Below are 26,768 nucleotides of genomic sequence, written 5' to 3'. Positions count from 1 at the left end.
TGACGCTATCACAGCGCCATCAGAACACGGCTTTGTAAGCCAGTTCCGAAGGGAAGCCAAATAAAATCGACCTCCCATTTGAAAAGAGGCTGCGCGCGTGAGCGGGCAGCCTCTTTCGGGCGACAGTTGAAAACTGTCTTATTGCTTGGCAGCAGCCAGCTGGGCAGCAACTTCTTCAGCGAAGTTGTCGACCGGCTTCTCGATGCCTTCGCCTACTTTGAAGTAAGTGAAGGAAACGATTTCAGCACCGGCTTTCTTGGCCAGTTCGCCAACCTTGATTTCAGGGTTCTTGACGAACGCCTGCTCAACCAGGCTTGCTTCAGCCAGGAACTTGCTGATACGGCCTTTGACCATGTTCTCAACAATGTTTTCTGGCTTGCCTTTGATTTTTTCTTCGTTCAGCTGCAGGAACACGGCTTTTTCGCGCTCGATCGCTTCAGCGGAAACTTCCGATGGCAGCAGGAACTCAGGGTTGCTAGCAGCTACGTGCATAGCGATGTCCTTGGCCAGCTCAACGTTGCCGCCTTTCAGAACAACAGCTACACCGATCTTGTTGCCGTGCAGGTAACCACCAACCACATCACCTTCAACGCGAGCCAGGCGACGGATGTTGACGTTTTCGCCAACCTTGCCGACCAGGACCAGGCGAGCAGCTTCTTGAGCTTCGATCAGCGGAGCGACGTCAGTCAGCTTGTCGGCGAACGCTTTTTCAACGCTTGCAGCAACAAATGCCTTGAAGTCGTCCTGCAGAGCCAGGAAGTCAGTCTGCGAGTTCACTTCCAGCAGGACTGCGGATTTACCGTCTTCCTTCAGGGCGATAGCGCCTTCAGCAGCAACGTTGCCTGCTTTTTTGGCAGCCTTGATGGCGCCCGAAGCACGCATGTCATCAATGGCTTTCTCGATGTCGCCGCCAGCCTTGGTCAAGGCCTTTTTGCAGTCCATCATGCCTTCGCCAGTACGCTCGCGCAGTTCTTTGACCAACGCTGCAGTAATCTCTGCCATTTTCAAATTCCTCTTGGATAGGTTTTCAACCATTCCACCCGATCGAACGGGCGTTCAATTCTTCTCGATCCACCCTTTGTTAGCTGCCGCACGTTACAAAAAGGCAGTGGGCGCCGACAAATGGTTTTCGAGGTGGCAAAAAGGGGGCCAAGCCCCCTTTTTGCTTACTGAGTCAACGCCAAGGCGTCAATTACTCAGCTGCTGCTACCGGAGCTTCTTCTACGAACTGCTCGGTGCCGCCAGCAACATGGTTGCGACCGCGGATTACAGCGTCAGCCATCGAACCCATGTACAGCTGGATAGCGCGGATTGCGTCATCGTTGCCTGGGATGATGTAGTCAACGCCTTCCGGGCTGCTGTTGGTATCGACTACGCCGATAACCGGGATGCCCAGCTTGTTGGCTTCGGTGATCGCGATGCGCTCGTGATCAACGTCGATAACGAACAGTGCGTCAGGCAGACCGCCCATGTCCTTGATACCACCCAGGGAACGATCGAGCTTTTCCAGGTCACGAGTGCGCATCAGCGCTTCTTTCTTGGTCAGCTTGGCGAAAGTACCGTCTTCGGCTTGCACTTCAAGGTCACGCAGACGCTTGATGGAAGCACGGATGGTTTTGAAGTTGGTCAGCATGCCGCCCAACCAGCGGTGATCGACGTACGGCGAACCGCAACGTGCTGCTTCTTCAGCAACGATCTTGCCAGCGGAACGCTTGGTGCCGACGAACAGAATCTTGTTTTTGCCCTGGGCCAGACGCTCTACGAAAGTCAGAGCTTCGTTGAACATTGGCAGGGTTTTTTCAAGGTTGATGATGTGGATCTTGTTACGCGCGCCGAAAATGTATTTACCCATTTTCGGGTTCCAGTAACGGGTCTGGTGACCGAAGTGCACACCGGCCTTCAGCATATCGCGCATGTTGACTTGGGACATGATAGTTCCTTAATAAGTCGGGTTTGGCCTCCACGTATCCCAATGACCAACCAGCAGCTTCAGCTGAAGGCACCCAGGTCATCGTGTCGACACGTGTGTGGATTTAAGCCTTTCGGGGCATCCCCGGAAAGCGGCGCATTTTATACCACAGCAAGGCTGAAAACGGAACCCGGTTTCTCAAAACCGGGCCAGCGCAGGTGTTCCAGCCCTTGGAATCGCTCCAGAATGCGCCATTCTATAGAGAGAAGCGATGCATGCCGCCACGGATTTGCCGTGATCGTCTGTTAGAATCGCCTTTTTCAGGCCTGCGCACCGCATCACGCAGAGCCCATTCCGTATAGCAAGCGCCACTGAGCGTAGAGAGAGCCTGTATGACCGTCACCCTCAAAACCCCAGAGGACATCGCCAAAATGCGTATCGCCGGCAAACTCGCCGCCGATGTGCTGGAAATGATTGCCGAACACGTCAAGCCCGGGATCACCACCGAAGAGCTCGACCGCATCTGCCACGACTACATCGTCAACGAGCAGCAGGCCATCCCTGCCCCGCTCAACTACAAAGGCTTCCCGAAGTCGATCTGCACCTCGATCAACCATGTGGTCTGCCACGGCATCCCGAACGAGAAAGCCCTGAAAGACGGCGACACCCTGAACATCGACGTCACGGTGATCAAGGACGGCTACCACGGCGACACCAGCCGCATGTTCCACGTCGGCAGCGTGCCGGTCTGGGCCGAGCGCCTGTCCCAGGTCACCCAGGAATGCATGTACAAAGCCATCGAGATCGTCAAACCCGGCTGCCGCCTGGGCGATATCGGCGAAGTGATCCAGAAGCACGCTGAAAAGAACGGTTTCTCGGTCGTGCGCGAGTTCTGCGGCCACGGCATCGGCAAGGTGTTCCACGAAGAGCCACAAATCCTGCACTACGGCCGTGCCGGTACCGGCATGGAACTGCAAGCTGGCATGACCTTCACCATCGAGCCGATGATCAACCAGGGCAAGGCCGACACCAAGGTCCTGGGCGATGGCTGGACCGCCATCACCAAGGACCGCAAGCTCTCGGCCCAGTGGGAACACACCCTGCTGGTGACCGAGACCGGCTACGAAATCTTCACATTGCGCAGCGATGACACCATCCCTCGCGTTTCCGCCTGACCTGCCGTTCCCAGCCTTATAGAAAGGAAAGCCAATCGATGCCGCAGGTGGATCCCGAACTCTTCGACCGCGGCCAGTTCCAGGCTGAACTGGCCCTGAAGGCAAGCCCGATTGCGGCTTTCAAGAAGGCCATCCGCCAGGCTCGCGAGGTGCTGGATACGCGCTTTCGCAGTGGCCGGGACATTCGCCGGCTGATCGAGGATCGTGCCTGGTTCGTCGACAACATCCTGCAAAAGGCCTGGGACCAGTTCGACTGGAGCGAAGACGCCGACATCGCGCTGGTCGCGGTCGGCGGCTACGGCCGGGGCGAGTTGCACCCCTATTCCGATATCGACCTGCTGATCCTGCTGGACAGCGCCGATCACGAAGTTTTCCGCGACTCCATCGAACGCTTCCTGACCCTGCTGTGGGACATCGGCCTGGAAGTAGGCCAGAGCGTGCGCTCGGTGGACGAATGCGCAGTGGAAGCCCGCGCCGACCTGACGGTTGTCACCAACCTCATGGAAAGCCGCACCATTGCCGGCCCCGAGCACTTGCGCCAGCGCATGCTCGAGGTCACCAGCACCGCACACATGTGGCCGGCCAAGGAGTTCTTCCTGGCCAAGCGCGCCGAACAGAAGGCCCGCCACCACAAGTACAACGACACCGAATACAACCTGGAACCCAACGTCAAAGGCTCGCCCGGCGGCCTGCGGGATATCCAGACGATCTTGTGGGTAGCCCGCCGCCAGTACGGCACCCTGAACCTGCGCGCCCTGGCCGGCGAGGGTTTCCTGGTGGAGAGCGAGAACGCCCTGCTGGCCTCCTCCCAGGAGTTCCTGTGGAAAGTCCGCTACGCCCTGCACATGCTCGCCGGACGCTCGGAAGACCGCCTGCTGTTCGACCACCAGCGTTCGATCGCCGGCCTGCTGGGTTTTCAAGGTGAAGACGCCAAGCACGCCATCGAAAACTTCATGCAGCAGTACTATCGGGTCGTCATGAGCATTGCCCAGCTCAGCGACCTGATCATCCAGCACTTCGAGGAAATCATCCTCGCCCCGGCCGACGAAGCGCCGCCGCAGCCGATCAACTCGCGCTTCCAGCTGCATGACGGCTACATCGAGGCCATCAACACCAACGTGTTCAAGCGCACGCCGTTTGCCATGCTGGAAATCTTCGTACTGATGGCCCAGCAGCCGGAAATCAAGGGTGTACGCGCCGATACCATTCGCTTGCTGCGCGAACACCGGCACCTGATCGACGACACCTTCCGCAACGACATCCGCAACACCAGCCTGTTTATCGAACTGTTCAAGTGCAAGATCGGTATCCACCGCAACCTGCGACGGATGAACCGCTACGGCATCCTTGGCCGCTACCTGCCGGAGTTCGGTTTTATTGTCGGGCAGATGCAGCATGACCTGTTCCACATCTATACGGTCGATGCCCATACCCTGAACCTGATCAAACACCTGCGTAAGCTGCAGTACACCCAGGTGTCCGAAAAATTCCCGCTGGCCAGCAAGCTCATGGCCAAGCTGCCCAAGCCGGAGCTGATCTACCTGGCCGGGCTGTACCACGATATCGGCAAGGGCCGGCATGGCGACCATTCCGACATCGGCGCGGTGGACGCGGAAGCCTTCTGCCAGCGCCATCAGCTCCCTGCCTGGGACAGCCGCCTGATCGTCTGGCTGGTGCAAAACCACCTGGTAATGTCGACCACCGCCCAGCGCAAGGACCTGTCCGACCCGCAGGTGATCCACGACTTCGCCCAGGCGGTCAGCGACGAGACCCGCCTCGACTACCTGTATGTACTGACCGTCGCGGACATCAACGCCACCAACCCGACCCTGTGGAACTCCTGGCGCGCCAGCCTGTTGCGCCAGCTCTACACTGAGACCAAGCGCGCCTTGCGCCGTGGCCTGGAAAACCCGGTAGACCGCGAGGAGCAGATTCGCCAGACCCAAAGCGCGGCCCTGGACATCCTGGTTCGCGGCGGCACCGATCCGGACGACGTCGAGCAGCTCTGGTCGCAACTGGGCGACGACTACTTCCTGCGCCACACCGCCGGCGATGTCGCCTGGCACAGTGACGCGATCCTCCAGCAACCAGCCGACGGCGGCCCGCTGGTCCTGATCAAGGAGACCACCCAGCGCGAGTTCGAAGGCGGCACGCAGATCTTCATCTATGCACCGGACCAACACGACTTCTTCGCCGTGACCGTGGCCGCGATGGACCAGCTCAACCTGAACATTCACGACGCCCGGGTCATCACCTCCACCAGCCAGTTCACCCTCGACACCTATATCGTGCTCGACACCGATGGCGACTCGATTGGCGACAACCCGGCCCGGGTCAAGCAGATCCGCGACGGCCTGACCGACGCGCTACGCAACCCGGACGACTACCCGACTATCATCCAGCGTCGGGTGCCGCGCCAGCTCAAGCATTTCGCCTTCGCGCCCCAGGTGACGATCCACAACGACGCCCACCGCCCCGTGACCGTGCTCGAGCTCAGCGCTCCGGACCGCCCGGGCTTGCTCGCGCGGATCGGCGGGATATTCCTGGAGTTCGACCTGTCGCTGCAGAACGCCAAGATCGCCACCCTCGGCGAGCGCGTGGAAGACGTGTTTTTCATTACCGACGCCCACAATCAACCGCTCTCGGACCCAGAGCTGTGCCGCCGACTGCAGGATGCAATCGTCGAGCAGTTGAGCGTCAACCAGGAACCGGATATCAAGCTGTCGCGCCTGAGCATTTGACTCCCAGCTTCCCCCTGTGGGAGCGGGCTTGCCCGCGATGGCGCCGGCACATTCAAGACCCACAGTGGCTGATCCACCGCTATCGCGGGCAAGCCCGCTCCCACGCTGGATCTGCTGCATTACACAGATTGCATTCATTTAATGACGCCATCGAGACTCACCGATGAACAACGCCCTGAACCAGCTCCAGCCCTACCCGTTCGAAAAGCTGCGCGCCCTGCTCGGTGCTGTCACGCCCAACCCTGACAAGCGCCCGATCGCCCTGTCCATCGGCGAGCCGAAACACCGCTCGCCAAGCTTCGTCGCCGAAGCCCTGGCCAGCAATCTGGAAAAAATGGCGGTATACCCGACTACCCTCGGCATCCCGCAGCTGCGTGAAGCCATCGCCGGCTGGTGCGAGCGGCGCTTCAACGTACCCGCCGGTTGGCTCGACCCGGCGCGCAACGTATTGCCGGTCAATGGCACCCGTGAGGCACTGTTTGCTTTCACCCAGACCGTGGTCAACCGTGGCGATGACGCGCTGGTGGTCAGCCCGAACCCGTTCTACCAGATCTACGAAGGCGCCGCGTTCCTGGCCGGGGCCAAGCCGCACTACCTGCCGTGCCTGGACGAGAACGGCTTCAACCCGGATTTCGACGCTGTTTCGCCGGACATCTGGAAACGCTGCCAGATCCTGTTCCTGTGCTCGCCAGGCAACCCGACCGGTGCATTGATCCCGGTGGACACCCTGAAAAAGCTGATCGCCCTGGCTGACGAATACGACTTCGTGATTGCCGCCGACGAGTGCTACAGCGAACTGTACTTCGACGAACAAACCCCACCACCTGGCCTGCTGAGTGCCTGCGTGGAACTGGGCCGCCAGGACTTCAAGCGCTGCGTGGTATTCCACAGCCTGTCCAAGCGCTCCAACCTGCCGGGCCTGCGCTCGGGCTTCGTGGCCGGAGATGCCGAGATCCTCAAGGGCTTCTTGCTGTATCGCACCTACCACGGCTGCGCCATGCCGGTCCAAACCCAACTGGCCAGCGTTGCCGCCTGGAACGATGAAGAGCACGTGCGCGCCAACCGCACCCTGTACCGCGAGAAGTTCGACGCAGTGCTGGCGATCCTCAGCCCGGTGCTCGACGTCCAGCGCCCTGACGGCAGCTTCTACCTGTGGCCGAACGTCGGCGGCGACGACGCCGCCTTCTGCCGCGACCTGTATGTCGAGGAGCACGTGACGGTAGTGCCGGGCTCTTATCTGTCTCGCGAAGTCGACGGCTTCAACCCGGGTGCCGGGCGCGTACGCCTGGCCCTGGTTGCGCCCCTGGCCGAATGCGTGGAAGCCGCCGAGCGGATTCGCGCCTTTATCCAGCGCCACCCGTAAGCCGGCGTCACTTCACCGGCCCCAGGTTGGCCTCGCTCAAATCGAGGTCGGCCAGCACCTCGCGCAGCACGTCATCACCGATCTGGTGATGACGACTGAGCCGGTACAACTCCAGACGCTGGGCCCGCAGCGCATTCAAGCGCAAGCGCCGCTCCAGCAAGTCCATCTGAAACGCCAGGGCCTGGGCTTCGGCGGAATCGTTGAAAACCTCCAGTTGATGCCGGTACTCGGACATGATCCGCGCCTTGAGCTCGGCAGCCAGTGCAGCCTGCGCCGCATCCTGCGGATTGGCCTCCTCGGCCTCCAAGGCATGAATCGCCGCCTCGGCGGTCTTGCGCCAGGCGTCGCGCACCTCTTGCCGGCGCTTGTCGTCCGGACTCTTCGGCAGGCCGCGCAACAGCAGCGGCAAGGCGATGCAGGCCGTCACCAGGGACAACAGGATCACCCCGGCAGCAATGAAGATCAGCAGGTCGCGTTCTGGAAATGCCTCGGCGCCCATCAGCATCGGCACCGACATCACACCCGCCAGCGTCACCGCCCCGCGCACGCCACCCACCGTCAACAGCCAGCAGGAACGAGCGGTCGGCACCTCGGTCAGCTCGCCCTTGCCACGCCAGCGCCGCAACAGCACCGATAAGCGCCAGATGCTCTGCACCCAGATAAAGCGCAGCATCAGCAAAGCGAGGAAAATCGCCAGCACTTCCAGGCAACGATAAAACAGGGTCGGCCACAGCGTGCTTTCGTGACTGACCACGGCCTTGATGATGTCCGGCAGTTGCAGGCCCAATAGCAGGAAAATCAGGCCATTGAAGGCGAACTCCAGCAGCGACCAGACACTGCGATTGAGCAGCCGGGTACTGGTCTGGCGCGGCAGCAGGTCAAGCCAGCTCTGCATCATCCCCGCCGCCACCGCCGACAGAATGCCCGAGACACCCAGGCGCTCGGCCAGCACATAGGCGGCAAACGGCAGTAGTAACATGAACACCACGTGGGTCGCCGGGTCGTCCCAGCCACGGGCGATCATCCAGGCCCGCAGACGGCCGACCAGCCAACTCAGGGCCACGCCCACCAACAGCCCGCCAATCGCCACCAGGACAAAGGTCAGACTGGCATTGGCCAGGGAGAACGCTCCGGTAATGGCGGCCGCCAGGGCAAACTTGAAGGTCACCAGGCCCGAGGCATCATTCATCAGGGCCTCACCCTGCAGCATGTGCATCAAGGGCGTAGGCAAGCGGTTCTGGGAGATTGCCGAGACTGCCACGGCATCGGTCGGCGACAACACCGCTGCCAGCGCGAAGGCCACCGGCAATGGAATGCTCGGCACCAGCCAGTGAATGAAGTACCCCGCCCCGACCACGGTGAACAACACCAGCCCCACCGCCAGGGTCAAGATCGGTCCACGCAACTTCCACAGCGCCCGCTTGGGCATGCGCCAGCCATCGGAGAACAGCAGCGGCGGCAGGAACAGAAACAGGAACAGTTCGGGATCGAGCGCCACATGCAGCCCCAGTGTCGGCCACGCGAGCAGTGCCCCGGCGGCAATCTGCACCAGCGGCAACGGCAGTGGAATCACCCTGCCCACCAGACGCGAGACACTGACCAGCATCAGCAGAATGAGGACGGTATAAGCGGTTTGCATAAAACAACAGTTCCCGGACAGTCGACGTGCAACAGCACACATCAGGCAACAAGTTGCCGTTGAAGTGCCATATTAGACGCTTAAGCTAGCCTTCGACCTTTGCACAAAGGTCGCACCTGACCCGGTAACCTGTCGCACAATCGTTTTATGGCCGTCGTCGCCGACGCCGAACCCCCTCGGTCATGGCATAATCCTTCACCTTTTAGTTCCAGCACCTCCAAAGGGGGGCAATTCCTTGACCGCTTCAAGCAAAACGTTGCACCTTTTCGGCATCAAAGCCTGCGACACCATGAAAAAGGCGCGCACCTGGCTCGATGAAAACGCTGTCAGCTTTGATTTCCACGATTACAAGACGGCCGGAATCGACCGTGAACACCTGACCCAGTGGTGCAACGAGCACGGCTGGCAAGTGGTGCTCAACCGTGCAGGCACGACCTTTCGCAAACTCGACGACGAACGCAAAGCCGATCTCGACCAGGCGAAAGCTATCGAACTGATGCTCGCACAACCCTCGATGATCAAGCGCCCGGTGCTCGATCTCGGTGACCGAACCCTGATTGGCTTCAAGCCAGATATCTACGCGGCCGCACTCAAGTAAGGCAGCCCGTTCAATTTTGTTAGAGGTAATTGCATGTCCACTACCCTGTTCAGCGTGGCCTTTGGTGTTGGTACCCAGAATCGTCAAGGCACATGGCTGGAAGTGTTTTACGCCCAACCCCTGCTCAACCCGTCGGCCGAATTGATCGCCGCCGTTGCCCCGATCCTCGGCTACACCGAAGGCAACCAGGCCATCGCGTTCACTACCGCCCAGGCCGCGCAACTGGCCGAAGCCGTGAAAGCCATCGATGCCACCCAGGCCGCCCTGCTGACCCGCCTGGCGGAAAGCCACAAGCCGCTGGTCGCCACCCTGCTGGCCGAAGACGCACAACTGAGCTCCACCCCTGAGGCCTACCTCAAACTGCACCTGCTGTCCCACCGCCTGGTCAAGCCGCACGGCCTGAACCTGGCCGGGATCTTCCCGCTGTTGCCTAACGTAGCCTGGACCAGCCAGGGCGCCATCGACCTCGGCGAACTGGCTGAACATCAACTCGAAGCGCGCCTGCGTGGCGAGTTGCTGGAAGTGTTCTCGGTGGACAAGTTCCCGAAAATGACCGACTACGTAGTGCCGGCTGGCGTGCGTATCGCTGACGCCTCGCGGATCCGCCTGGGTGCCTACGTGGGCGAAGGCACCACCGTGATGCACGAAGGTTTCGTCAACTTCAACGCCGGCACCGAAGGCCCGGGCATGATCGAAGGCCGCGTGTCGGCCGGCGTGTTCGTCGGCAAGGGTTCGGACCTGGGCGGCGGCTGCTCCACCATGGGCACCCTGTCGGGCGGCGGCAACATCGTGATCAAGGTCGGCGAAGGCTGCCTGATCGGTGCCAACGCTGGTATCGGCATTCCGTTGGGCGACCGCAACACTGTCGAGTCGGGCCTGTACGTCACCGCTGGGACCAAAGTGGCCCTGCTGGATGAGAACAACCAACTGGTCAAAGTGGTCAAGGCTCGTGAGCTGGCCGGTCAGTCCGACCTGCTGTTCCGCCGCAATTCGCAGACCGGCGCCGTGGAATGCAAGACCCACAAGTCGGCCATCGAACTGAACGAAGCACTGCACGCTCACAACTAAGCGTCACTCGAATACCTGTGTAGGAGCGAGCATGCTCGCGATGGACGTCAACGATAACGCGGGAAAGCAGACAGCCCGCATCATCCATGCGTTTTTCGCGAGCATGCTCGCTCCTACAGGGGTTCGGCGTACCTCCTGCAGGGCCCGATAGCATGATGATTCCCTCACCCTGGCGCGCCGATTTCCCGGCCATCGCCGCCCTGCAACGGCAAGACCAGACCTATCTGGACAACGCCGCCACCACCCAGAAACCCCAAGCCCTGCTCGACGCGCTGGCGTACTACTACGCCAACGGCGCGGCCAACGTCCATCGGGCGCAACACCTGCCCGGCGCCCATGCCACGCAAGCGTTCGAAGACAGCCGCAACAAAGTCGCGCATTGGCTCAATGCGCAATCCAGCGGGCAAATCATCTTCACCCACGGCGCGACCTCTGCGCTGAACCTCCTGGCCTATGGCCTGGAACACCTTTTCCAAGCGGGCGATGAAATTGTCATCAGCGCCCTGGAACACCACGCCAACCTGCTGCCCTGGCAACAACTGGCCAAACGTCGCGAGCTGAAGCTGGTGGTATTGCCACTGGACGCCGACGGCGTAATCGACCTGCAGGCCGCCAGCACACTGATCGGGCCCCGCACCCGGTTGCTGGCAGTCAGCCAATTGTCCAACGTACTGGGGGCCTGGCAGCCACTGGCGCCCCTGCTGGCCCTGGCACAGGCCCACAACGCCTTGACCGTGATCGACGGTGCCCAGGGCGTGGTTCATGGCCGGCACGACGTGCAGGCGCTGGGCTGCGACTTCTATGTGTTCTCCAGCCACAAACTCTACGGGCCCGATGGCCTGGGGGTGGTATTTGGCCGCAACGCTGCCCTTGAGCAATTGCGCCCCTGGCAGTTCGGCGGCGAGATGGTGCTGGATGCCAACTACCACGACGCACGGTTCCGCCCGGCGCCCCTGGGCTTTGAAGCCGGGACCCCGCCGATTGCCAGCGTGATCGGCCTGGGCGCAACCCTCGACTACCTGGCAGGGCTGGATCAGGACGCGGTGTCGGCCCACGAAGCGGCGCTGCATGAGTACTTGTTGAAGGGCCTGCAGGCGCGCAATGGCATCCGGCTACTCGGCAAACCCCAACTGGCACTGGTCAGCTTTGTCGTCGAGGGCGTGCACAACGCCGACCTGGCCCACCTGCTCACAGAACAGGGAATTGCCGTGCGCGCCGGTCATCACTGCGCCATGCCTTTGCTCAAGAGCTTCGAGCTGGCCGGGGCCATTCGTGTGTCGCTGGCGCTGTACAACGACTCCGAAGACCTTGAGCGCTTCTTCGAAGCCCTGGACCAAGCCCTGGAGCTGTTGCGATGAACCTGCCCGTCGAGGCCGTCAACGCCCTGCACACCTTCCAGGCCGCCGCCGGCTGGGAACAAAGGGCGCGCCTGCTGATGCAATGGGGCGACCGCCTGCCGCCCTTGAATGAAGCCGACAAATCCGAAACCAACCGCGTGCACGGCTGTGAAAGCCAGGTGTGGCTGGTGGGTGAACTGCACGACGGTCACTGGCAGTTTGCCGCGAGCAGCGATGCACGCTTGATTCGCGGGCTGGTGGCATTGCTGCTGGCGCGGGTCAATGGCTTGTCCGCCCTCGAGTTGCAACAGGTGGACTTACCAGACTGGTTCAACCAACTGGGCCTCAGCCGCCAGCTCTCACCGTCCCGCAGCAATGGCTTGAACGCGGTGTTGCAGCGGATGAATGAGTTGGCGGGTTAATCGCCATCGCGAGCAGGCTCGCTCCCACAAGGGGATTTGTACTCGCCACAGATCCACTGCGGGAAAGAGCCGGCCGGTGCTCCGTCTGCTCGCGACAAGGCCATCAGAGTCGACCATTAAGCCTGAGGCTTGACCTTGTCCGCCGGCCGTCGCACTCCCGCGACGATCTTGTCCACAGCCTTGGTCGCCGCGACCATGCCGAAGGTCGCGGTCACCATCATCACCGCGCCAAAACCACCGGCGCAGTCGAGCTTGACGCCGTCGCCGACAAAACTCTTCTGCAGGCAGATGCTGCCATCGGGTTTCGGGTAGCGCAGTTGTTCCGTGGAGAACACGCACGGCACGCTGTAGTGGCGGGTCACGGTGCGGGAAAAGTTGTAGTCGCGACGCAGGGTCGAACGCACTTTTGAGGCCAGTGGGTCATTGAAGGTGCGGTTCAGGTCGCAGACCTGGATCAGCGTCGGGTCAATCTGCCCGCCAGCGCCGCCAGTGGTAATGATCTGGATCTTGCGGCGCTTGCACCAGGCGATCAGCGCGGCCTTGGCGTTGACGCTGTCGATGCAGTCGATCACGCAGTCGATATCCGGCGTAATGTACTCGGCCATGGTCTCGCGGGTGACGAAGTCCGCCACCGCGTGCACCGTGCACTCGGGATTGATCCCGCGCAAGCGCTCGGCCATGACCTCTACCTTGGGTTTGCCCACCGTGCTGTCCAGGGCGTGCAATTGCCGATTGGCGTTGCTCACACAGACGTCGTCGAGGTCGAACAGGGAAATCTCGCCCACCCCGCAACGGGCTATGGCTTCCGCCGCCCAGGAACCTACGCCACCGACGCCGACAATTGCCACGTGGGCCGCGCGCAAGCGGGCCAGGCCTTCAATGCCATACAAGCGGGCGATGCCAGCAAACCGCGGATCTTCTGTACTCATGACCACTACCCTAAAAACCGGCGCGCATTATAGGGCCACGGGCCGACAAGTTTTCACCTTCTGGCTACAAGTGTAAGAACTAATGTGAAAGTAGGTTGCCCAATGTCCGGCATTTCCCTGTCTGCTATACGGTCAGTGAAGGCCCAGTGTAGGATGCGCGCCCTTTGGCGGTAAGCCGACCACCCCCTCGTTCCGCACCTTTTGGAACCCGAAATAGCCATGTCATCGCGTAAATTTGGACTCAACCTGGTGGTAGTGCTGGCAATCGCCGCGCTGTTCACTGGTTTCTGGGCGCTGATCAACCGCCCGGTCACGACCCCCAACTGGCCAGAGCAGATCTCCGGTTTTTCCTACTCGCCGTTCCAGCAAGGCCAGTTCCCGCAGAAAAACCAGTTTCCGTCCGACGAAGAAATGCGTCGTGACCTGGAAATCATGAGCAAGCTGACCGATAACATCCGCACCTACTCCGTCGACGGCACCCTGGGCGACATTCCCAAGCTGGCGGAAGAGTTCGGCCTGCGCGTGACCCTCGGCATCTGGATCAGCCCGGACCTGGAACGCAACGAACGGGAGATCCTGCGCGCCATCGAGATTGCCAACACCTCGCGCAGCGTGGTGCGGGTAGTGGTCGGTAACGAAGCGATTTTCCGCAAGGAAATCACTGCCGAGCAGCTCAGCGTGATCCTCGATCGGGTGCGCGCCGCGGTCAAAGTCCCGGTGACCACTTCCGAGCAATGGCACGTCTGGGAAGAAAACCCGATGCTGGCCAAGCACGTCGACCTGATCGCCGCCCACGTCCTGCCCTACTGGGAGTTCGTCCCGGTGGACCAGGCAGGCCAGTTCGTCCTGGACCGCGCCCGCGACCTGAAGAAGATGTTCCCGAAAAAACCCCTGCTGCTCTCCGAAGTGGGTTGGCCGAGCAACGGTCGCATGCGCGGCGGTGCCGATGCCACTCCCGCTGACCAGGCGATTTACCTGCGCACCCTGGTCAACAAGCTCAATCGCCAGGGCTTCAACTACTTCGTGATTGAAGCTTTTGACCAGCCGTGGAAAGCCAGCGATGAAGGCTCGGTAGGCGCCTATTGGGGCGTGTTCAACGCCGCGCGCCAGCAGAAGTTCAACTTTGAAGGCCCGGTCGTCGCGATCCCCCAATGGCGGGTGCTCGCCATCGGCTCCGTGGTCCTGGCGCTGCTGTCCCTGACCCTGTTGATGATCGACGGCTCGGCCCTGCGCCAGCGTGGCCGGACCTTCCTGACCTTCATCGCGTTCCTTTGCGGTTCGGTGCTGGTGTGGATCGGCTACGACTACAGCCAGCAATACAGCACCTGGTTCAGCCTGACGGTGGGCTTCCTGCTCGCGCTCGGTGCCCTGGGGGTGTTTATCGTGTTGCTCACCGAGGCCCATGAACTGGCCGAGGCGGTGTGGATTCACAAGCGCCGGCGCGAGTTCCTGCCGGTCCTGGGTGATTCGAACTACCGCCCCAAAGTGTCGATTCACGTGCCCTGCTACAACGAGCCGCCGGAAATGGTCAAACAGACCCTCGACGCCCTGGCCAACCTCGATTACCCGGACTTTGAAGTCCTGATCATCGACAACAACACCAAGGACCCGGCGGTCTGGGAACCGGTGCGTGACTACTGCGCAACCCTCGGCCCGCGCTTCAAATTCTTCCACGTCGCGCCCCTGGCCGGCTTCAAGGGTGGCGCGCTGAATTACCTGCTGCCGCACACCGCCAAGGACGCCGAAGTGATCGCGGTGATCGACTCCGACTACTGCGTGCACCCCAACTGGCTCAAGCACATGGTGCCGCACTTCGCCGATCCGAAAATCGCCATCGTGCAGTCGCCACAGGACTATCGCGACCAGAACGAAAGCACCTTCAAGAAGCTCTGCTACGCCGAATACAAGGGCTTCTTCCATATCGGCATGGTCACGCGCAACGACCGCGATGCGATCATCCAGCACGGCACCATGACCATGACCCGCCGTACCGTGCTCGAAGAGCTCGGCTGGGCCGACTGGTGCATCTGCGAAGACGCCGAGCTGGGCTTGCGGGTATTCGAGAAAGGCCTGTCGGCGGCGTACTACCACGACAGCTACGGCAAGGGCCTGATGCCCGATACCTTCATCGACTTCAAGAAGCAGCGTTTCCGCTGGGCCTACGGCGCGATCCAGATCATCAAGCGCCACACCGCCAGCCTGATCCGCGGCAAGGACACCGAGCTGACTCGTGGCCAGCGCTACCACTTCCTCGCGGGCTGGTTGCCGTGGGTGGCCGACGGCATGAACATCTTCTTCACCGTGGGCGCCCTGTTGTGGTCGGCGGCGATGATCATCGTGCCGCACCGGGTCGACCCGCCGCTGTTGATTTTCGCGATCCCGCCCCTGGCGTTGTTCGTGTTCAAGGTCGGCAAGATCATCTTCCTCTACCGTCGTGCGGTGGGGGTCAACCTCAAGGATGCATTCTGCGCGGCGCTGGCCGGCCTGGCGCTGTCCCACACCATCGCCAAGGCGGTGCTGTACGGCTTCTTCACCAGCAGCATTCCGTTCATCCGCACGCCGAAAAATGCCGACAGCCACGGCTTCTGGCTGGCCATTTCGGAAGCCCGTGAAGAGATGTTCATCATGTTTCTGTTGTGGGGCGCGGCGCTGGGCATCTGCCTGGTGCAAGGCTTGCCAAGCAACGACATGCGCTTCTGGGTGACCATGCTGCTGGTGCAGTCGCTGCCGTACCTGGCGGCGCTGATCATGGCCTTCCTGTCGTCGCTGCCAAAACCTTCGGCCGAGGTGCAAACCCAACCAGCGGTCTAAATCTGTAGCGATGCACTAAACGGCGGCCAATGGTCGCCGTTTTGCTTTAAGATATCCGCCATTTTGCGCGCCCTGGCCCACAGCCTGACCACAATTACTGTGGGAGCGAGCTTGCTCGCGATGAGTCCGTCACATTCAACATCTATGTTGAGGCTGGTTGCGCTATCGCGAGCAAGCTCGCTCCCACATTTAGATCTTCCGGAGTCCTACATGACGGCCCACGCCGACCTTTCGCCGACCCTCCAACTCGCCATCGACCTGATTCGTCGTCCATCGGTGACGCCGATCGATGCCGATTGCCAGAAGCAGATGATGCAGCGTCTGGGCGATGCCGGTTTTCTACTGGAGCCGATGCGCATCGAAGATGTGGATAACTTCTGGGCCACCCACGGCCAGCAGGAAGGTCCGGTGCTGTGCTTCGCCGGTCACACCGACGTGGTGCCAACCGGTCCGGTGGCGGCCTGGCAGATCGACCCGTTCGACGCGTTGATCGACGAACACGGCATGCTCTGCGGGCGTGGCGCAGCCGACATGAAGGGCAGCCTGGCGGCAATGACCGTGGCGGCCGAACGGTTTGTCGCCGATTACCCGAACCACAAGGGCAAGGTTGCCTTCCTGATCACCAGCGACGAAGAAGGCCCGGCACACCACGGCACCAAGGCAGTGGTCGAGCGCCTGGCTGCGCGCCAGGAGCGTCTGGACTGGTGCATCGTTGGCGAGCCATCGAGCACCACCCTGGTGGGTGACGTGGTCAAGAACGGTCGCCGTGGCTCCCTGGGCGCCAAGCTGACCGTGCGCGGCGTGCAAGGTCACGTGGCCTATCCGCACCTGGCGAAGAACCCGATCCACCTCGCCGCCCCGGCCCTGGCCGAACTGGCCGCCGAGCACTGGGATCACGGCAACGACTTTTTCCCGCCGACCAGCTTCCAGATTTCCAACGTCAATTCCGGCACCGGAGCGACCAACGTGATCCCCGGCGACCTGGTGGCGGTGTTCAACTTCCGCTTCTCCACCGAGTCCACCGTTGAAGGCCTGCAACAGCGGGTCGCCGTGATCCTCGACAAGCACGGCCTGGACTGGCACATCGACTGGGCCCTGTCCGGCCTGCCGTTCCTCACCGAGCCCGGCGCTTTGCTGGATGCCGTTGCCTCGAGCATCAAGGACATCACCGGTCGCGACACCCACGCGTCCACCAGCGGCGGCACGTCGGACGGGCGTTTTATCGCCACCATGGGCACCCAGGTGGTCGAGCTCGGCCCGGTCAACGCGACGATCCACCAGGTCAACGAGCGGGTCCTGGCCAGCGATCTCGACGTGCTGACCGAAATCTACTACCAGACCCTGATCAAGTTGCTCGCCTGATGCTCGCCTGCCCTATCTGCAGCGCGCCGCTGAGCGCGGTCGACAACGGTGTGACGTGCCCGGCCGGGCACCGTTTCGACCGCGCCCGCCAGGGTTACCTGAACTTGCTGCCGGTACAGCACAAGAACAGCCGTGACCCGGGTGATAACCAGGCCATGGTCGAAGCCCGACGCGACTTCCTCAACGCCGGGCACTACGCCCCAGTGGCCAAGCGCCTGGCTGAACTGGCCGCCGAACGCGCGCCGCAACGCTGGCTGGATATCGGCTGTGGCGAGGGTTACTACACCGCGCAGATCGCCGCAGCCCTGCCTACCGCCGATGGCTATGCCCTGGATATCTCCCGCGAAGCGGTGAAGCGCGCCTGCAAGCGCAATCCACAGCTGACCTGGTTGATCGCCAGCATGGCCCGGGTGCCGTTGGCCGACGCCAGCTGCCAGTTCCTGGCCAGCGTCTTCAGCCCGCTCGACTGGCAGGAGGCCAAGCGCCTGCTCAGCCCTGGCGGCGGCCTGATGAAAGTCGGCCCGACCAGCGGTCACCTGATGGAATTGCGTGAGCGCCTGTACGACGAAGTCCGTGAGTACACCGATGACAAGCACCTGGCGCTGGTGCCGCAAGGCATGACCCTGCAACACAGCGAAACCCTGGACTTCAAATTGAACCTGGTACACCCCCAGGATCGTGCCAACCTGCTGGCCATGACCCCACACGGCTGGCGCGCCAGCGCCGAACGCCGGGCGGCCGTGATCGAACAGGCCGAGCCGTTCGAGGTCAGTGTGTCGATGCGCTACGATTACTTCGTACTGCAATAACCCTTTAACTTTTGGCCCCCGCCAATGGCGTGGGCCGGCTAAATCCGCGAATGGATTTTTCGAAACTTGCCGTGAGGAACATCCATGCGCCAACCCGATATCGAGATTTACCTCAAAGACGCCGACGTCGACTACAAGGCCATCGCTGCCTGGCTCGGCGCTGCGCTGGGCCCTTGCACCGACTGGGTGCAGAAAGGCCAGACCTATAAGTGCAAGGCCGGCAACGTGCCCGTTACCTGGCTGCCAAAAGCCGTGGGCAAGTGGAACAGCCTGTACCTGGAAAGCGACCAGACCCCATGGGACGACGACATCGCCTGCGCCCGCGCCGCGTTTGCCGCGCTGAACGTCGAAGTACGCTGCGCGCCGGGGACCTGGGTCGAGGAAGAAGGTGAGGAATCGGCTGATCGCTGGATGCGCATCAGCGCTGACGGTGAAGAAGAGATCACCTGGAAAACCGCATAAAAGCCTGGACACCGCCCCTGTAGGAGCGAGCTTGCTCGCGATGGTCGTCAACGATAACGCGTCAATTCAGCAAAAGCGCGGTGTCCTTGAGTTCTTCGCGAGCAAGCTCGCTCCTACAGTGGTTTTTGCGCGGGGATTACAGCCCTACCACATCCTCAGCCTGCAACCCCTTCTGCCCGTCCACCACGGCGTATTCCACCTGCTGGCCCTCGACCAGCGAGCGGTGGCCTTCGCCACGGATCGCACGGTAGTGCACGAACACATCGGCTCCCCCCTCACGCTGGATGAAGCCATAACCCTTGGCGTCGTTGAACCACTTCACGTTGCCGGTCTCGCGCGTTGCCATCAATCAGTACTCCCATTTTTATTATTAAGTCGGCTTGTTCATGGACAAGCCTGTAGTACGTTTGCCAGGACTCGATGATCGGTAAACATCCGGGTCGATAGTGGCAAACGGCTGGCCGAGTATATGCCAGCCGCAAAAACTCTCAACTCAACAATACTTCGCCACCTTTTTGCCGATTTTCGACGAATACGGCACACTAGCGGCCCCGAGCGCTTGCTCGGTTTATCCAACTCAAAGCAGAAGCCGTATGACCCGCTCCCCGCTCCGCCGTCTAGTGTTTGGCACCTTGCGCCGACTGTTGTACCTCTGGGTCCGCTCGGAGACGATCAACCAGTCGTCCTTTACCCTCAACCTCGACCGCAGTCGCCCGGTGTTCTACGTCCTGCAAAACCCCTCACTGACCGACCTCGCCGTGCTCGACACCGAGTGCACCAAGGCCGGTCTGCCGCGTCCGGTGCTGCCGGTGTCGGTAGGCAGCCTGCTGGAGCCGGCCGCGTTCTTCTACCTGACACCAGAGCCGGATTGGCTCGGCCGCCAGGACAAGCGCGGCGCACCGCCGACCCTGACCCGCCTGGTCAGCGCCCTGAGCCAGAACGCCGTCGAAGACGCGCAGATCATTCCGGTCAGCGTGTTCTGGGGCCAGTCGCCAGACAGCGAATCGAGCCCATGGAAGCTGCTGTTCGCCGACAGCTGGGCCGTCACCGGCCGCCTGCGTCGCCTGCTGAGTATCATGATCCTGGGACGCAAGACCCGGGTGCAGTTCTCCGCACCGATTCACTTGCGCGAACTGATCGACCACAACAAGGGCCACGAACGCACCGTGCGCATGGCCCAGCGCATCCTGCGGGTGCACTTTCGCAACCTCAAGGCCGCGGTGATCGGCCCGGACATTTCCCACCGCCGCAACCTGGTCAAGGGCCTGCTCAACCAGCCGCTGGTCAAGCAGGCGATCCTCGACGAAGCCGAGCGCGAGAACATTTCGCCGGAAAAAGCCAAGGCCCAGGCCCTGCGGTACGGCAACGAGATCGCCTCGGACTACACCTACACCGCGATCCGTTTTCTGGAAGTGGTGCTGAGCTGGTTCTGGAACAAGATCTACGACGGCATCAAGGTCAACCACATCGAGGGCGTGCAGAAGGTCGCCCAGGGTCACGAAGTGATCTACGTGCCGTGCCACCGCAGCCACATCGACTACCTGCTGCTGTCCTACCTGTTGTTTCGCAACGGCCTGACCCCGCCGCACATCGCCGCCGGGATCAACCTCAACATGCCGGTGATCGGTGGCCTGCTGCGCCGTGGCGGGGCGTTTTTCATGCGTCGCACCTTCAAGGGCAACCCGCTCTACACCTCGGTGTTCAACGAATACCTGCACACCCTGTTCACCAAGGGCTTCCCGGTGGAGTACTTCGTCGAGGGCGGCCGCTCGCGCACCGGGCGCATGCTGCAACCCAAGACCGGGATGCTGGCCATCACCCTGCGCAGCTTCCTGCGCTCGTCGCGCATGCCCATCGTCTTCGTGCCGGTCTATATCGGCTACGAACGGGTGCTGGAAGGCCGTACCTACCTGGGTGAATTGCGCGGTGCGAGCAAGAAGAAAGAGTCGATCTTCGATATCTTCAAAGTCATCGGCGCACTCAAGCAGCGCTTCGGCCAGGTCGCGGTGAACTTCGGCGAACCGATCAAACTGGCCGAGTTTCTCGACAGCGAGCAACCGGACTGGCGCAGCCAGGACCTGGGCCCGCAGTTCAAGCCCGCCTGGCTCAACGAAACCACCAACCGCCTGGGCGAGCGTGTAGCACGTCACCTCAACGAGGCGGCGGCGATCAACCCGGTCAACCTGGTGGCCCTGGCATTACTCTCCACCAGCCGCCTGGCGCTGGACGACCGGGCCATGGCGCGGGTGCTCGACCTCTATTTGGCGCTGCTGCGCCGTGTACCTTACTCACCGCACACCACCTTGCCCGAAGGCGACGGCCGCGCGCTGATCGAACACGTCAAGGACATGGACCTGCTGTCCGAACAAAGCGATGCACTGGGCAAGATTCTCTATCTGGATGAGCAAAACGCCGTCCTGATGACCTACTACCGCAACAACGTGCTGCACATCTTCGCCCTGCCGGCATTGCTCGCCAGCTTCTTCCAGAGCGCCTCGCGGATGAACCGCGAACAGATCCTGCGCTATACCCGCGCGCTGTACCCGTACCTGCAATCGGAGTTGTTCATTCGCTGGTCGCTGGACGAACTGGACGCGGTAATCGACCAATGGCTGGAAGCCTTTGTCGAGCAAGGCCTGCTGCGCCTGGAAAACGATGTGTACCTGCGGCCGGCCCCCAGCTCGCGACATTTCGTGTTGCTGACCCTGCTGTCCAAGAGCATCGCCCAGACCCTGCAGCGTTTCTACATGGCCATCTCGCTGCTGCTCAACAGCGGCCAGAACACCCTCAGCGCCGAAGAACTGGAGGACCTGTGCACAGTCATGGCCCAGCGCCTGTCGATCCTGCACGGCCTCAACGCTCCCGAGTTCTTCGACAAGAGCCTGTTTCACCACTTCATCCAGACCCTGCTCGACCTCGACGTGCTGCGGCGCGACGAAGCCGGCAAGCTCAGCCATCACGAGTTGCTGGGGGAGTTGGCCGAAGGCGTGGCCAAACGTGTATTACCGGCGGAAATTCGCCTGTCGATCCGCCAGGTCGCGCTGCATCGCAGTGAAGATGCCGCCGATCAACCTGAAACGCCACCGACTGTCTAAATGAATCAGGGCGCCAGTCTGATACTGGAGCCCTCGCTACGGAGATCCGTGATGAAAAAACTCACCCTGCTCGCCGCCGCCGCCCTGCTTACCGCTTGCCAGACACCCTCCTCCGAGCCCAAGGCCTCCCTGGACGGGGAAGTCTTCTACCTGCAACGCATCGCTTTGCCGCCGACTGCGACCTTGAGTGTCAGCCTGCAGGACGTGTCCCTCGCCGATGCACCGGCCCGGGTGATTGATGAACACAAAGGCCCGGTTCAAGGCCAGGTCCCCCTGAAGTTCCACCTCAGCTACGATCCCCTGCAAGTTGAACCTGGCCACCGCTACTCGGTGAGCGCGCGGATCGAAAACGACGGCAAGCTGCTGTTCATCACCACTGAACATCACGCCGTGCAACTGGACGGCAAGGATCCCCAGCCGCTGCAAGTGCGCGTCGACGCCGTACGCTAAGGAACTCTGTAGCAACTGCCGAGCCCGCGAGGCTGCGTTCGAGGACGAAGTCCTCGCTGGGCTAATGTGGCTCCTTGGCGTCTGCTTGGATGTGCAATGCGTCACGCAGAAAGAACACCCACTCGCGCCCCATCTTTTTCTTCTCGAACACCTTGAGTTCGACCAGACCGTTCAGTGTGCTGGCAGCGGTGTTGTAAGAGCAGTTCAGGTTCTCCTTCACATTGACGGCGGTGAACTCTTTGGCCATGCCACTCTTGGCTACCTGAAATACCGTTCGTTGCTTGTCCGTCAATTGCTTGAACAGTCCCGACTCCTCAAGCCAACGATCAAATCCTTGGGCATAGACCAGACTCTTGCGATACACCGCCGAAAACTCGGTGACTGCGCGCAATATGACCGAGCACTGATGGTCGATGAAATACGTCAGGTCCAGCCCATCACTTTCGGTAGCCAGGTAGGAGCGACCGTACTTCACGGGTGCATTGCGCAACAGAATGCTGATAGCAATGTAGCGAAACGCGGAAAAATCATTCTTGAACATGAACCAGTAAAACAGCGCCCGCGCCACCCGACCGTTGCCATCGCGGAATGGATGCTCATAACCCATCGCAAAATGCAGGGCGATAGCCTTGATCATCGGGTGCACATAGTCGGCCTGCAACGGGTCGTTTTGCGACTGGTTGATCCAATGTGCCAAACCGCTGAGGCGAGCGCCGATGCCTGATGCCGGAGGTGGGGTATGGACGGTATTGCCCTCACCGTCCTGCACCACGACGTCATCATTGCTGCGAAAAAGCCCCGGCGAATACTGCGCATCGTCGATACCTTCGACCCCCACGCGATGCAGCTGGCTGATGAGTTCGAGGCTCAACGGCTCATAACGTTTCTCCCAGGCAAACGTCATCATCTTGTAGTTGCCAATGACCATCCGCTCATCCGCAGAACGAGGCAGGCGATTGCGCTTGAGCATGTCCTTGGCCACCTGCGTGGTGGTCGCAGCACCTTCTAGCTGGCTACTGCTGATGGCTTCGTCTTCGATCAGGTCATTGAGCAAGTAGGCGAAATGCGCCGTCTCACCGATGTGATGAGTCATGTACTCCAGCGCGGCAGTGGTTGCCTGACGGTCGACCACCGACAGGGTTTTCTGCGCCAGCGGGGTGACGATGAAGTGAGCCCATTGGTTAGGCTCCCCCAATGGCAGCAGTTGGCTGTACTGGGCCATGCGCGCCTTTTTCACCAAGGCCCAACACAGCGTCGTATCCAGGCCTGGCGGCCAGCGATAACGCAGCTCATCGAATGGCAGATAACGACCCTGACTATCCAGTGGCTTGAGCAGGGCCAAATATTGCACGAGCTTTTCTTTGTAGGGTGAGATCCCAAGTTTTTCTAGAACGTCGGGATCTACGGTGGGCGGACCCTTGATCATCTCTGTCTCAAAAAATAATAAAACTGAGACAGAAGTACAACACACCAACGACCTTGTCTCAACATTCTTAAATATTGAGACAAGGAACGCCGATCAACTGCCAGTCAAATCCTCACTCTCTCTTCACCCTGAACCACGCCGCATACAGTGCCGGCAGGAACAACAGGGTCAGGGCCGTGGCGACGATCAGGCCGCCCATGATGGCCACGGCCATCGGGCCGAAGAACACGCTGCGCGACAGCGGGATCATCGCCAGCACGGCCGCCAGCGCCGTCAGCACGATGGGCCGGAAGCGTCGCACCGTGGCTTCGATGATCGCCTGCCAAGGCTTGAGACCGGCCCCAATGTCCTGTTCGATCTGGTCCACCAGGATCACCGAGTTACGCATGATCATCCCCGACAAGGCGATGGTGCCCAGCATCGCCACAAAACCGAACGGCTGGCGAAACACGATCAGGAACAGGGTGACGCCGATCAGCCCCAGCGGCGCCGTCAGGAACACCATCGCGGTGCGCGAGAAGCTGCGCAATTGCAGCATCAGCAAGGTCAGCACCACCACAATGAACAGCGGCACACCGGCCTTCACCGAGTTCTGGCCGCGGGCCGAGTCTTCCACCGTGCCGCCGACATCCAGCAGGTAGCCGTCGGGCAGTTCGGCGCGAATCGGCGCCAGGGTCGGCAAGATCTGCTGGACCAGGGTGGCCGGTTGTTCCTTGCCGTAGATATCGGCGCGCACCGTCACGTTGGGCAAGCGGTCGCGGTGCCAGATGATGCCCTCCTCAAAGCCGTATTCCAGGGTCGCGACCTGGGACAGCGCCACGCTCTTGCCGTTATCGGTCGGCACCGCCAGGCTCGACAGCAGCGACAGTTCGCTGCGTTCGTGCAAGGTGCCGCGCAAGAGGATTTCGATCAACTCGTTGTCTTCGCGGTACTGGCTGACGCTGGAACCGGTCAGCGAGCTTTGCAAAAACTTCGACAGGTTGGCCGTGCTCACGCCCAGTGCCCGGGCCCGGTCCTGATCGACATTGAGGTACACCACCTTGCTCGGCTCTTCCCAATCCAGGTGCACATTGACCACATGGGGGTTCTCACGCACCTTGGCCGCCACTTTGCGGGCCAGGGCACGCACCTCCTCGATGTGCTCGCCGGTCACCCGGAACTGCACCGGGTAACCCACCGGCGGGCCGTTTTCCAGGCGCGTCACCCGTGAGCGCAATGCCGGGAACTGCTCGTTGAGGGTTTCGATCAGCCAAGTCCGCAGGTTCTCCCGCTCCTCGATGGTATTGGCCAGCACCACGAACTGGGCAAAGCTCGCCGCCGGCAATTGCTGGTCCAGTGGCAGGTAGAAACGCGGCGAGCCGGTGCCGATGTAGGCCACGTAGTTTTCGATGCCGGCGTGTTCCTTGACCAATGCCTCCAGGCGCTTGACCTCGGCGGTGGTATTGCTCAGGGAGGCACCTTCGGCCAGCTTCAGGTCGACCATCAACTCCAGGCGGCCGGAGGCTGGAAAGAACTGCTGCGGGACAAACCGGAACAGCACCACCGAGGCCACGAACAGCACGACGGTCAGTGCGATCACCGTTTTACGCCGGCGCACGCACCACTCCACCAACCGTCGGACCCGTTGATAGAACGGTGTGCCGTAAGGATCGGGCTGGCCAGCGCCGTGCTTGGCGGCGTGAATCTTTGCCAGGTCCGGCAGCAGCTTTTCGCCCAGGTACGGCACGAACACCACCGCCGCCACCCAGGACGCCAGCAACGCGATGGTCACCACCTGGAAGATCGAGCGGGTGTATTCGCCGGTACCCGATTGCGCCGTGGCAATCGGCAGGAAGCCGGCGGCAGTGATCAAGGTGCCGGTGAGCATTGGGAAGGCGGTACTGGTCCAGGCATAGCTGGCGGCCTTGAAGCGGTCGTAGCCCTGCTCCATTTTGATCGCCATCATTTCCACGGCAATGATCGCGTCGTCCACCAGCAGCCCCAGGGCCAGCACCAGCGCCCCCAGGGAAATCTTGTGCAGGCCGATGCCCAGGTAATACATGCAGGCAAAGGTCATCGCCAGCACCAGGGGGATAGCCAGGGCAACCACCATGCCGGTGCGCACGCCGAGCGAGAAGAAACTCACCAGCAGGACAATCGCCAGCGCTTCGGCCAACACTTGCACGAACTCACCGACACTGGTTTTCACCGCCGCCGGCTGATCCGAAACCTTGCGCAGCTGCATGCCGGCCGGCAAGTTGTTCTGGATGCGCTCGAACTCCAGTTCCAGGGCCTTGCCCAGTACCAGGATGTCGCCGCCGTCCTTCATCGCCACTGCCAGGCCGATCGCATCTTCGCCCATGAAGCGCATGCGCGGCGCCGGTGGATCGTTGAAACCGCGACGCACATCGGCCACGTCGGCAATCCGCAACGTCCGGTCGCCGACCCGGATTGGAAACCGCTGGATCTGCTCCACCGTCTCGAAGTTGCCCGTGACCCGCAGTTGCAGGCGCTCGCTGCCGGTTTCAAAGAAGCCGGCATTGGACAGCGCGTTCTGCTCCTCCAGCGCCTGCTGCACAGCAGCCAGGGGCAAGCCCAGGGTGGCGAGCTTGACGTTGGACAACTCGATCCAGATCTTCTCGTCCTGCAGCCCGAGCAGCTCGACCTTGCCGACATCCTTGACCCGCTGCAGCTGGATCTGGATCCGGTCGGCATAATCCTTGAGCACCGCGTAATCAAACCCCTCGCCGGTCAGCGCATAGATGTTGCCGAAGGTGGTGCCGAATTCATCGTTGAAGAAGGGTCCCTGGATTCCTGGTGGCAGGGTCTGGCGAATGTCGCTGACCTTCTTGCGCACCTGGTACCACAGCTCGGGAATCTGCTGCGAGTGCATCGAGTCGCGGGCAATGAACGTCACCTGGGATTCGCCGGGGCGCGAAAACGAGACAATGCGCTCGTACTCGCCGGTTTCCATCAGCTTCTTTTCGATGCGTTCGGTGACCTGGCGCGAGACCTCCTGGGCGGTTGCCCCGGGCCAATTGGTCTTGATCACCATGGCCTTGAACGTGAACGGCGGGTCCTCGCTCTGCCCCAACTTGGTGTAGGACAGGGTGCCAACGACGGCCAGCAGGATCATCAGGAACAGTACGATCTGGCGATTGCGCAACGCCCATGCGGAAAGATTGAAACCCAT

20 protein-coding genes are annotated in these 26,768 nt (G+C 61.4%); 13 read left to right on the top strand and 7 right to left on the bottom strand.

Going from position 1 to position 26,768, the window contains the following annotated elements:
• Positions 1–138: 138 nt before the first annotated feature.
• Positions 139–1,002, bottom strand: a complete 864-nt coding sequence (tsf, locus tag QMK50_RS19360) for a translation elongation factor Ts (RefSeq protein ID WP_095166787.1) — start codon at positions 1,000–1,002, stop codon at positions 139–141.
• Between the two features lie 190 nt (positions 1,003–1,192).
• Positions 1,193–1,930, bottom strand: coding sequence for a 30S ribosomal protein S2 (gene rpsB / locus QMK50_RS19355; RefSeq protein WP_003219330.1), 738 nt, complete (start codon positions 1,928–1,930; stop codon positions 1,193–1,195).
• A 371-nt stretch (positions 1,931–2,301) separates the two neighbouring features.
• Here rpsB and map point away from each other — a divergent pair, with 371 nt between their 5' ends.
• The 3 genes from map (at position 2,302) to dapC (ending at position 7,188) form a co-directional block, all read left to right on the top strand.
• Positions 2,302–3,084 (top strand): type I methionyl aminopeptidase, encoded by a 783-nt coding sequence (map, locus tag QMK50_RS19350; RefSeq protein ID WP_095166785.1) that lies wholly within the window; start codon positions 2,302–2,304, stop codon positions 3,082–3,084.
• A gap of 38 nt (positions 3,085–3,122) precedes the next feature.
• Positions 3,123–5,825 carry a [protein-PII] uridylyltransferase gene (locus tag QMK50_RS19345; RefSeq protein ID WP_095166783.1) on the top strand — a complete coding sequence of 901 codons (2,703 nt, stop codon included), beginning with the start codon at positions 3,123–3,125 and terminating at the stop codon, positions 5,823–5,825.
• 163 nt (positions 5,826–5,988) lie between these two features.
• Complete coding sequence (gene dapC, locus QMK50_RS19340; RefSeq protein WP_095166781.1) at positions 5,989–7,188, top strand: succinyldiaminopimelate transaminase; 1,200 nt, start codon at positions 5,989–5,991, stop codon at positions 7,186–7,188.
• Between the two features lie 7 nt (positions 7,189–7,195).
• Here dapC and QMK50_RS19335 read toward each other — a convergent pair whose 3' ends face one another.
• Positions 7,196–8,827, bottom strand: a complete 1,632-nt coding sequence (locus tag QMK50_RS19335; protein ID WP_095166779.1) for a Na+/H+ antiporter — start codon at positions 8,825–8,827, stop codon at positions 7,196–7,198.
• Between the two features lie 289 nt (positions 8,828–9,116).
• Between QMK50_RS19335 and QMK50_RS19330 the strand changes: the two genes are divergently transcribed.
• The 4 genes from QMK50_RS19330 (at position 9,117) to QMK50_RS19315 (ending at position 12,252) form a co-directional block, all read left to right on the top strand.
• Entirely contained in the window at positions 9,117–9,425 is a 309-nt protein-coding gene (locus QMK50_RS19330; protein WP_232534623.1) for an arsenate reductase, read from the top strand.
• A gap of 33 nt (positions 9,426–9,458) precedes the next feature.
• Positions 9,459–10,493, top strand: a complete 1,035-nt coding sequence (dapD, locus tag QMK50_RS19325; RefSeq protein ID WP_095166776.1) for a 2,3,4,5-tetrahydropyridine-2,6-dicarboxylate N-succinyltransferase — start codon at positions 9,459–9,461, stop codon at positions 10,491–10,493.
• A gap of 152 nt (positions 10,494–10,645) precedes the next feature.
• Positions 10,646–11,851, top strand: coding sequence for a cysteine desulfurase (locus QMK50_RS19320; RefSeq protein WP_320333745.1), 1,206 nt, complete (start codon positions 10,646–10,648; stop codon positions 11,849–11,851).
• Complete coding sequence (locus QMK50_RS19315; protein ID WP_320333744.1) at positions 11,848–12,252, top strand: SufE family protein; 405 nt, start codon at positions 11,848–11,850, stop codon at positions 12,250–12,252. The genes QMK50_RS19320 and QMK50_RS19315 overlap by 4 nt, the downstream gene beginning before the upstream one ends.
• Positions 12,253–12,368: 116 nt before the next feature.
• On the opposite strand, the gene tcdA is transcribed toward QMK50_RS19315, so the two are convergent.
• Positions 12,369–13,181, bottom strand: a complete 813-nt coding sequence (gene tcdA / locus QMK50_RS19310; protein ID WP_413787303.1) for a tRNA cyclic N6-threonylcarbamoyladenosine(37) synthase TcdA — start codon at positions 13,179–13,181, stop codon at positions 12,369–12,371.
• 219 nt (positions 13,182–13,400) lie between these two features.
• Here tcdA and QMK50_RS19305 point away from each other — a divergent pair, with 219 nt between their 5' ends.
• The 4 genes from QMK50_RS19305 to QMK50_RS19290 all read left to right on the top strand — a co-directional run bounded on the left by QMK50_RS19305 (position 13,401) and on the right by QMK50_RS19290 (position 18,625).
• Positions 13,401–15,992 (top strand): glycosyltransferase, encoded by a 2,592-nt coding sequence (locus tag QMK50_RS19305; protein ID WP_095166769.1) that lies wholly within the window; start codon positions 13,401–13,403, stop codon positions 15,990–15,992.
• A gap of 210 nt (positions 15,993–16,202) precedes the next feature.
• Positions 16,203–17,354, top strand: coding sequence for a succinyl-diaminopimelate desuccinylase (gene dapE, locus QMK50_RS19300; RefSeq protein WP_095166765.1), 1,152 nt, complete (start codon positions 16,203–16,205; stop codon positions 17,352–17,354).
• A complete protein-coding gene (locus tag QMK50_RS19295) occupies positions 17,354–18,163 on the top strand; it encodes a putative RNA methyltransferase (RefSeq protein ID WP_095166764.1) in 810 nt (269 codons plus the stop codon). The genes dapE and QMK50_RS19295 overlap by 1 nt, the downstream gene beginning before the upstream one ends.
• Positions 18,164–18,247: 84 nt before the next feature.
• Complete coding sequence (locus QMK50_RS19290; RefSeq protein WP_065932867.1) at positions 18,248–18,625, top strand: hypothetical protein; 378 nt, start codon at positions 18,248–18,250, stop codon at positions 18,623–18,625.
• Positions 18,626–18,761: 136 nt separating this feature from the next.
• Here QMK50_RS19290 and QMK50_RS19280 read toward each other — a convergent pair whose 3' ends face one another.
• A complete protein-coding gene (locus QMK50_RS19280) occupies positions 18,762–18,971 on the bottom strand; it encodes a cold-shock protein (protein ID WP_095166762.1) in 210 nt (69 codons plus the stop codon).
• Between the two features lie 247 nt (positions 18,972–19,218).
• Between QMK50_RS19280 and plsB the strand changes: the two genes are divergently transcribed.
• A complete protein-coding gene (gene plsB, locus QMK50_RS19275) occupies positions 19,219–21,720 on the top strand; it encodes a glycerol-3-phosphate 1-O-acyltransferase PlsB (RefSeq protein WP_320333742.1) in 2,502 nt (833 codons plus the stop codon).
• A gap of 51 nt (positions 21,721–21,771) precedes the next feature.
• Positions 21,772–22,170 carry a YbaY family lipoprotein gene (locus tag QMK50_RS19270; RefSeq protein WP_159994021.1) on the top strand — a complete coding sequence of 133 codons (399 nt, stop codon included), beginning with the start codon at positions 21,772–21,774 and terminating at the stop codon, positions 22,168–22,170.
• A gap of 61 nt (positions 22,171–22,231) precedes the next feature.
• Here the strand turns inward: QMK50_RS19270 and QMK50_RS19265 are convergent, their stop codons facing one another.
• Both QMK50_RS19265 and QMK50_RS19260 read right to left on the bottom strand, forming a co-directional pair.
• The gene (locus QMK50_RS19265; protein WP_320333741.1) at positions 22,232–23,596 is read right to left on the bottom strand and encodes a Fic family protein; all 1,365 of its coding nucleotides are present in this window, start codon (positions 23,594–23,596) and stop codon (positions 22,232–22,234) included.
• A gap of 112 nt (positions 23,597–23,708) precedes the next feature.
• Positions 23,709–26,768, bottom strand: a complete 3,060-nt coding sequence (locus QMK50_RS19260) for an efflux RND transporter permease subunit (protein ID WP_320333740.1) — start codon at positions 26,766–26,768, stop codon at positions 23,709–23,711.

This window comes from Pseudomonas sp. P5_152, assembly GCF_033989915.1.
Taxonomy (GTDB): Bacteria; Pseudomonadota; Gammaproteobacteria; order Pseudomonadales; family Pseudomonadaceae; genus Aquipseudomonas.
The sequence above is the reverse complement of the archived record's forward strand: the minus strand, read 5'-3'. Positions and strand labels throughout refer to the sequence as shown.

Excerpts from the sequence above, each read along its gene's own strand:
- QMK50_RS19320 (WP_320333745.1), top strand. The coding sequence starts at position 10,646 with ATGATGATTCCCTCACCCTGGCGCGCCGATTTCCCGGCCATCGCCGCC.
- QMK50_RS19280 (WP_095166762.1), bottom strand. The coding sequence starts at position 18,971 with ATGGCAACGCGCGAGACCGGCAACGTGAAGTGGTTCAACGACGCCAAG.
- QMK50_RS19330 (WP_232534623.1), top strand. The coding sequence starts at position 9,117 with ATGAAAAAGGCGCGCACCTGGCTCGATGAAAACGCTGTCAGCTTTGAT.
- dapE (WP_095166765.1), top strand. The coding sequence starts at position 16,203 with ATGACGGCCCACGCCGACCTTTCGCCGACCCTCCAACTCGCCATCGAC.
- dapC (WP_095166781.1), top strand. The coding sequence starts at position 5,989 with ATGAACAACGCCCTGAACCAGCTCCAGCCCTACCCGTTCGAAAAGCTG.
- QMK50_RS19290 (WP_065932867.1), top strand. The coding sequence starts at position 18,248 with ATGCGCCAACCCGATATCGAGATTTACCTCAAAGACGCCGACGTCGAC.
- dapD (WP_095166776.1), top strand. The coding sequence starts at position 9,459 with ATGTCCACTACCCTGTTCAGCGTGGCCTTTGGTGTTGGTACCCAGAAT.
- plsB (WP_320333742.1), top strand. The coding sequence starts at position 19,219 with ATGACCCGCTCCCCGCTCCGCCGTCTAGTGTTTGGCACCTTGCGCCGA.
- QMK50_RS19265 (WP_320333741.1), bottom strand. The coding sequence starts at position 23,596 with ATGATCAAGGGTCCGCCCACCGTAGATCCCGACGTTCTAGAAAAACTT.
- QMK50_RS19345 (WP_095166783.1), top strand. The coding sequence starts at position 3,123 with ATGCCGCAGGTGGATCCCGAACTCTTCGACCGCGGCCAGTTCCAGGCT.
- tsf (WP_095166787.1), bottom strand. The coding sequence starts at position 1,002 with ATGGCAGAGATTACTGCAGCGTTGGTCAAAGAACTGCGCGAGCGTACT.
- QMK50_RS19315 (WP_320333744.1), top strand. The coding sequence starts at position 11,848 with ATGAACCTGCCCGTCGAGGCCGTCAACGCCCTGCACACCTTCCAGGCC.
- QMK50_RS19270 (WP_159994021.1), top strand. The coding sequence starts at position 21,772 with ATGAAAAAACTCACCCTGCTCGCCGCCGCCGCCCTGCTTACCGCTTGC.
- QMK50_RS19295 (WP_095166764.1), top strand. The coding sequence starts at position 17,354 with ATGCTCGCCTGCCCTATCTGCAGCGCGCCGCTGAGCGCGGTCGACAAC.
- QMK50_RS19335 (WP_095166779.1), bottom strand. The coding sequence starts at position 8,827 with ATGCAAACCGCTTATACCGTCCTCATTCTGCTGATGCTGGTCAGTGTC.
- QMK50_RS19305 (WP_095166769.1), top strand. The coding sequence starts at position 13,401 with ATGTCATCGCGTAAATTTGGACTCAACCTGGTGGTAGTGCTGGCAATC.
- rpsB (WP_003219330.1), bottom strand. The coding sequence starts at position 1,930 with ATGTCCCAAGTCAACATGCGCGATATGCTGAAGGCCGGTGTGCACTTC.
- tcdA (WP_413787303.1), bottom strand. The coding sequence starts at position 13,181 with ATGAGTACAGAAGATCCGCGGTTTGCTGGCATCGCCCGCTTGTATGGC.
- QMK50_RS19260 (WP_320333740.1), bottom strand. The coding sequence starts at position 26,768 with ATGGGTTTCAATCTTTCCGCATGGGCGTTGCGCAATCGCCAGATCGTA.
- map (WP_095166785.1), top strand. The coding sequence starts at position 2,302 with ATGACCGTCACCCTCAAAACCCCAGAGGACATCGCCAAAATGCGTATC.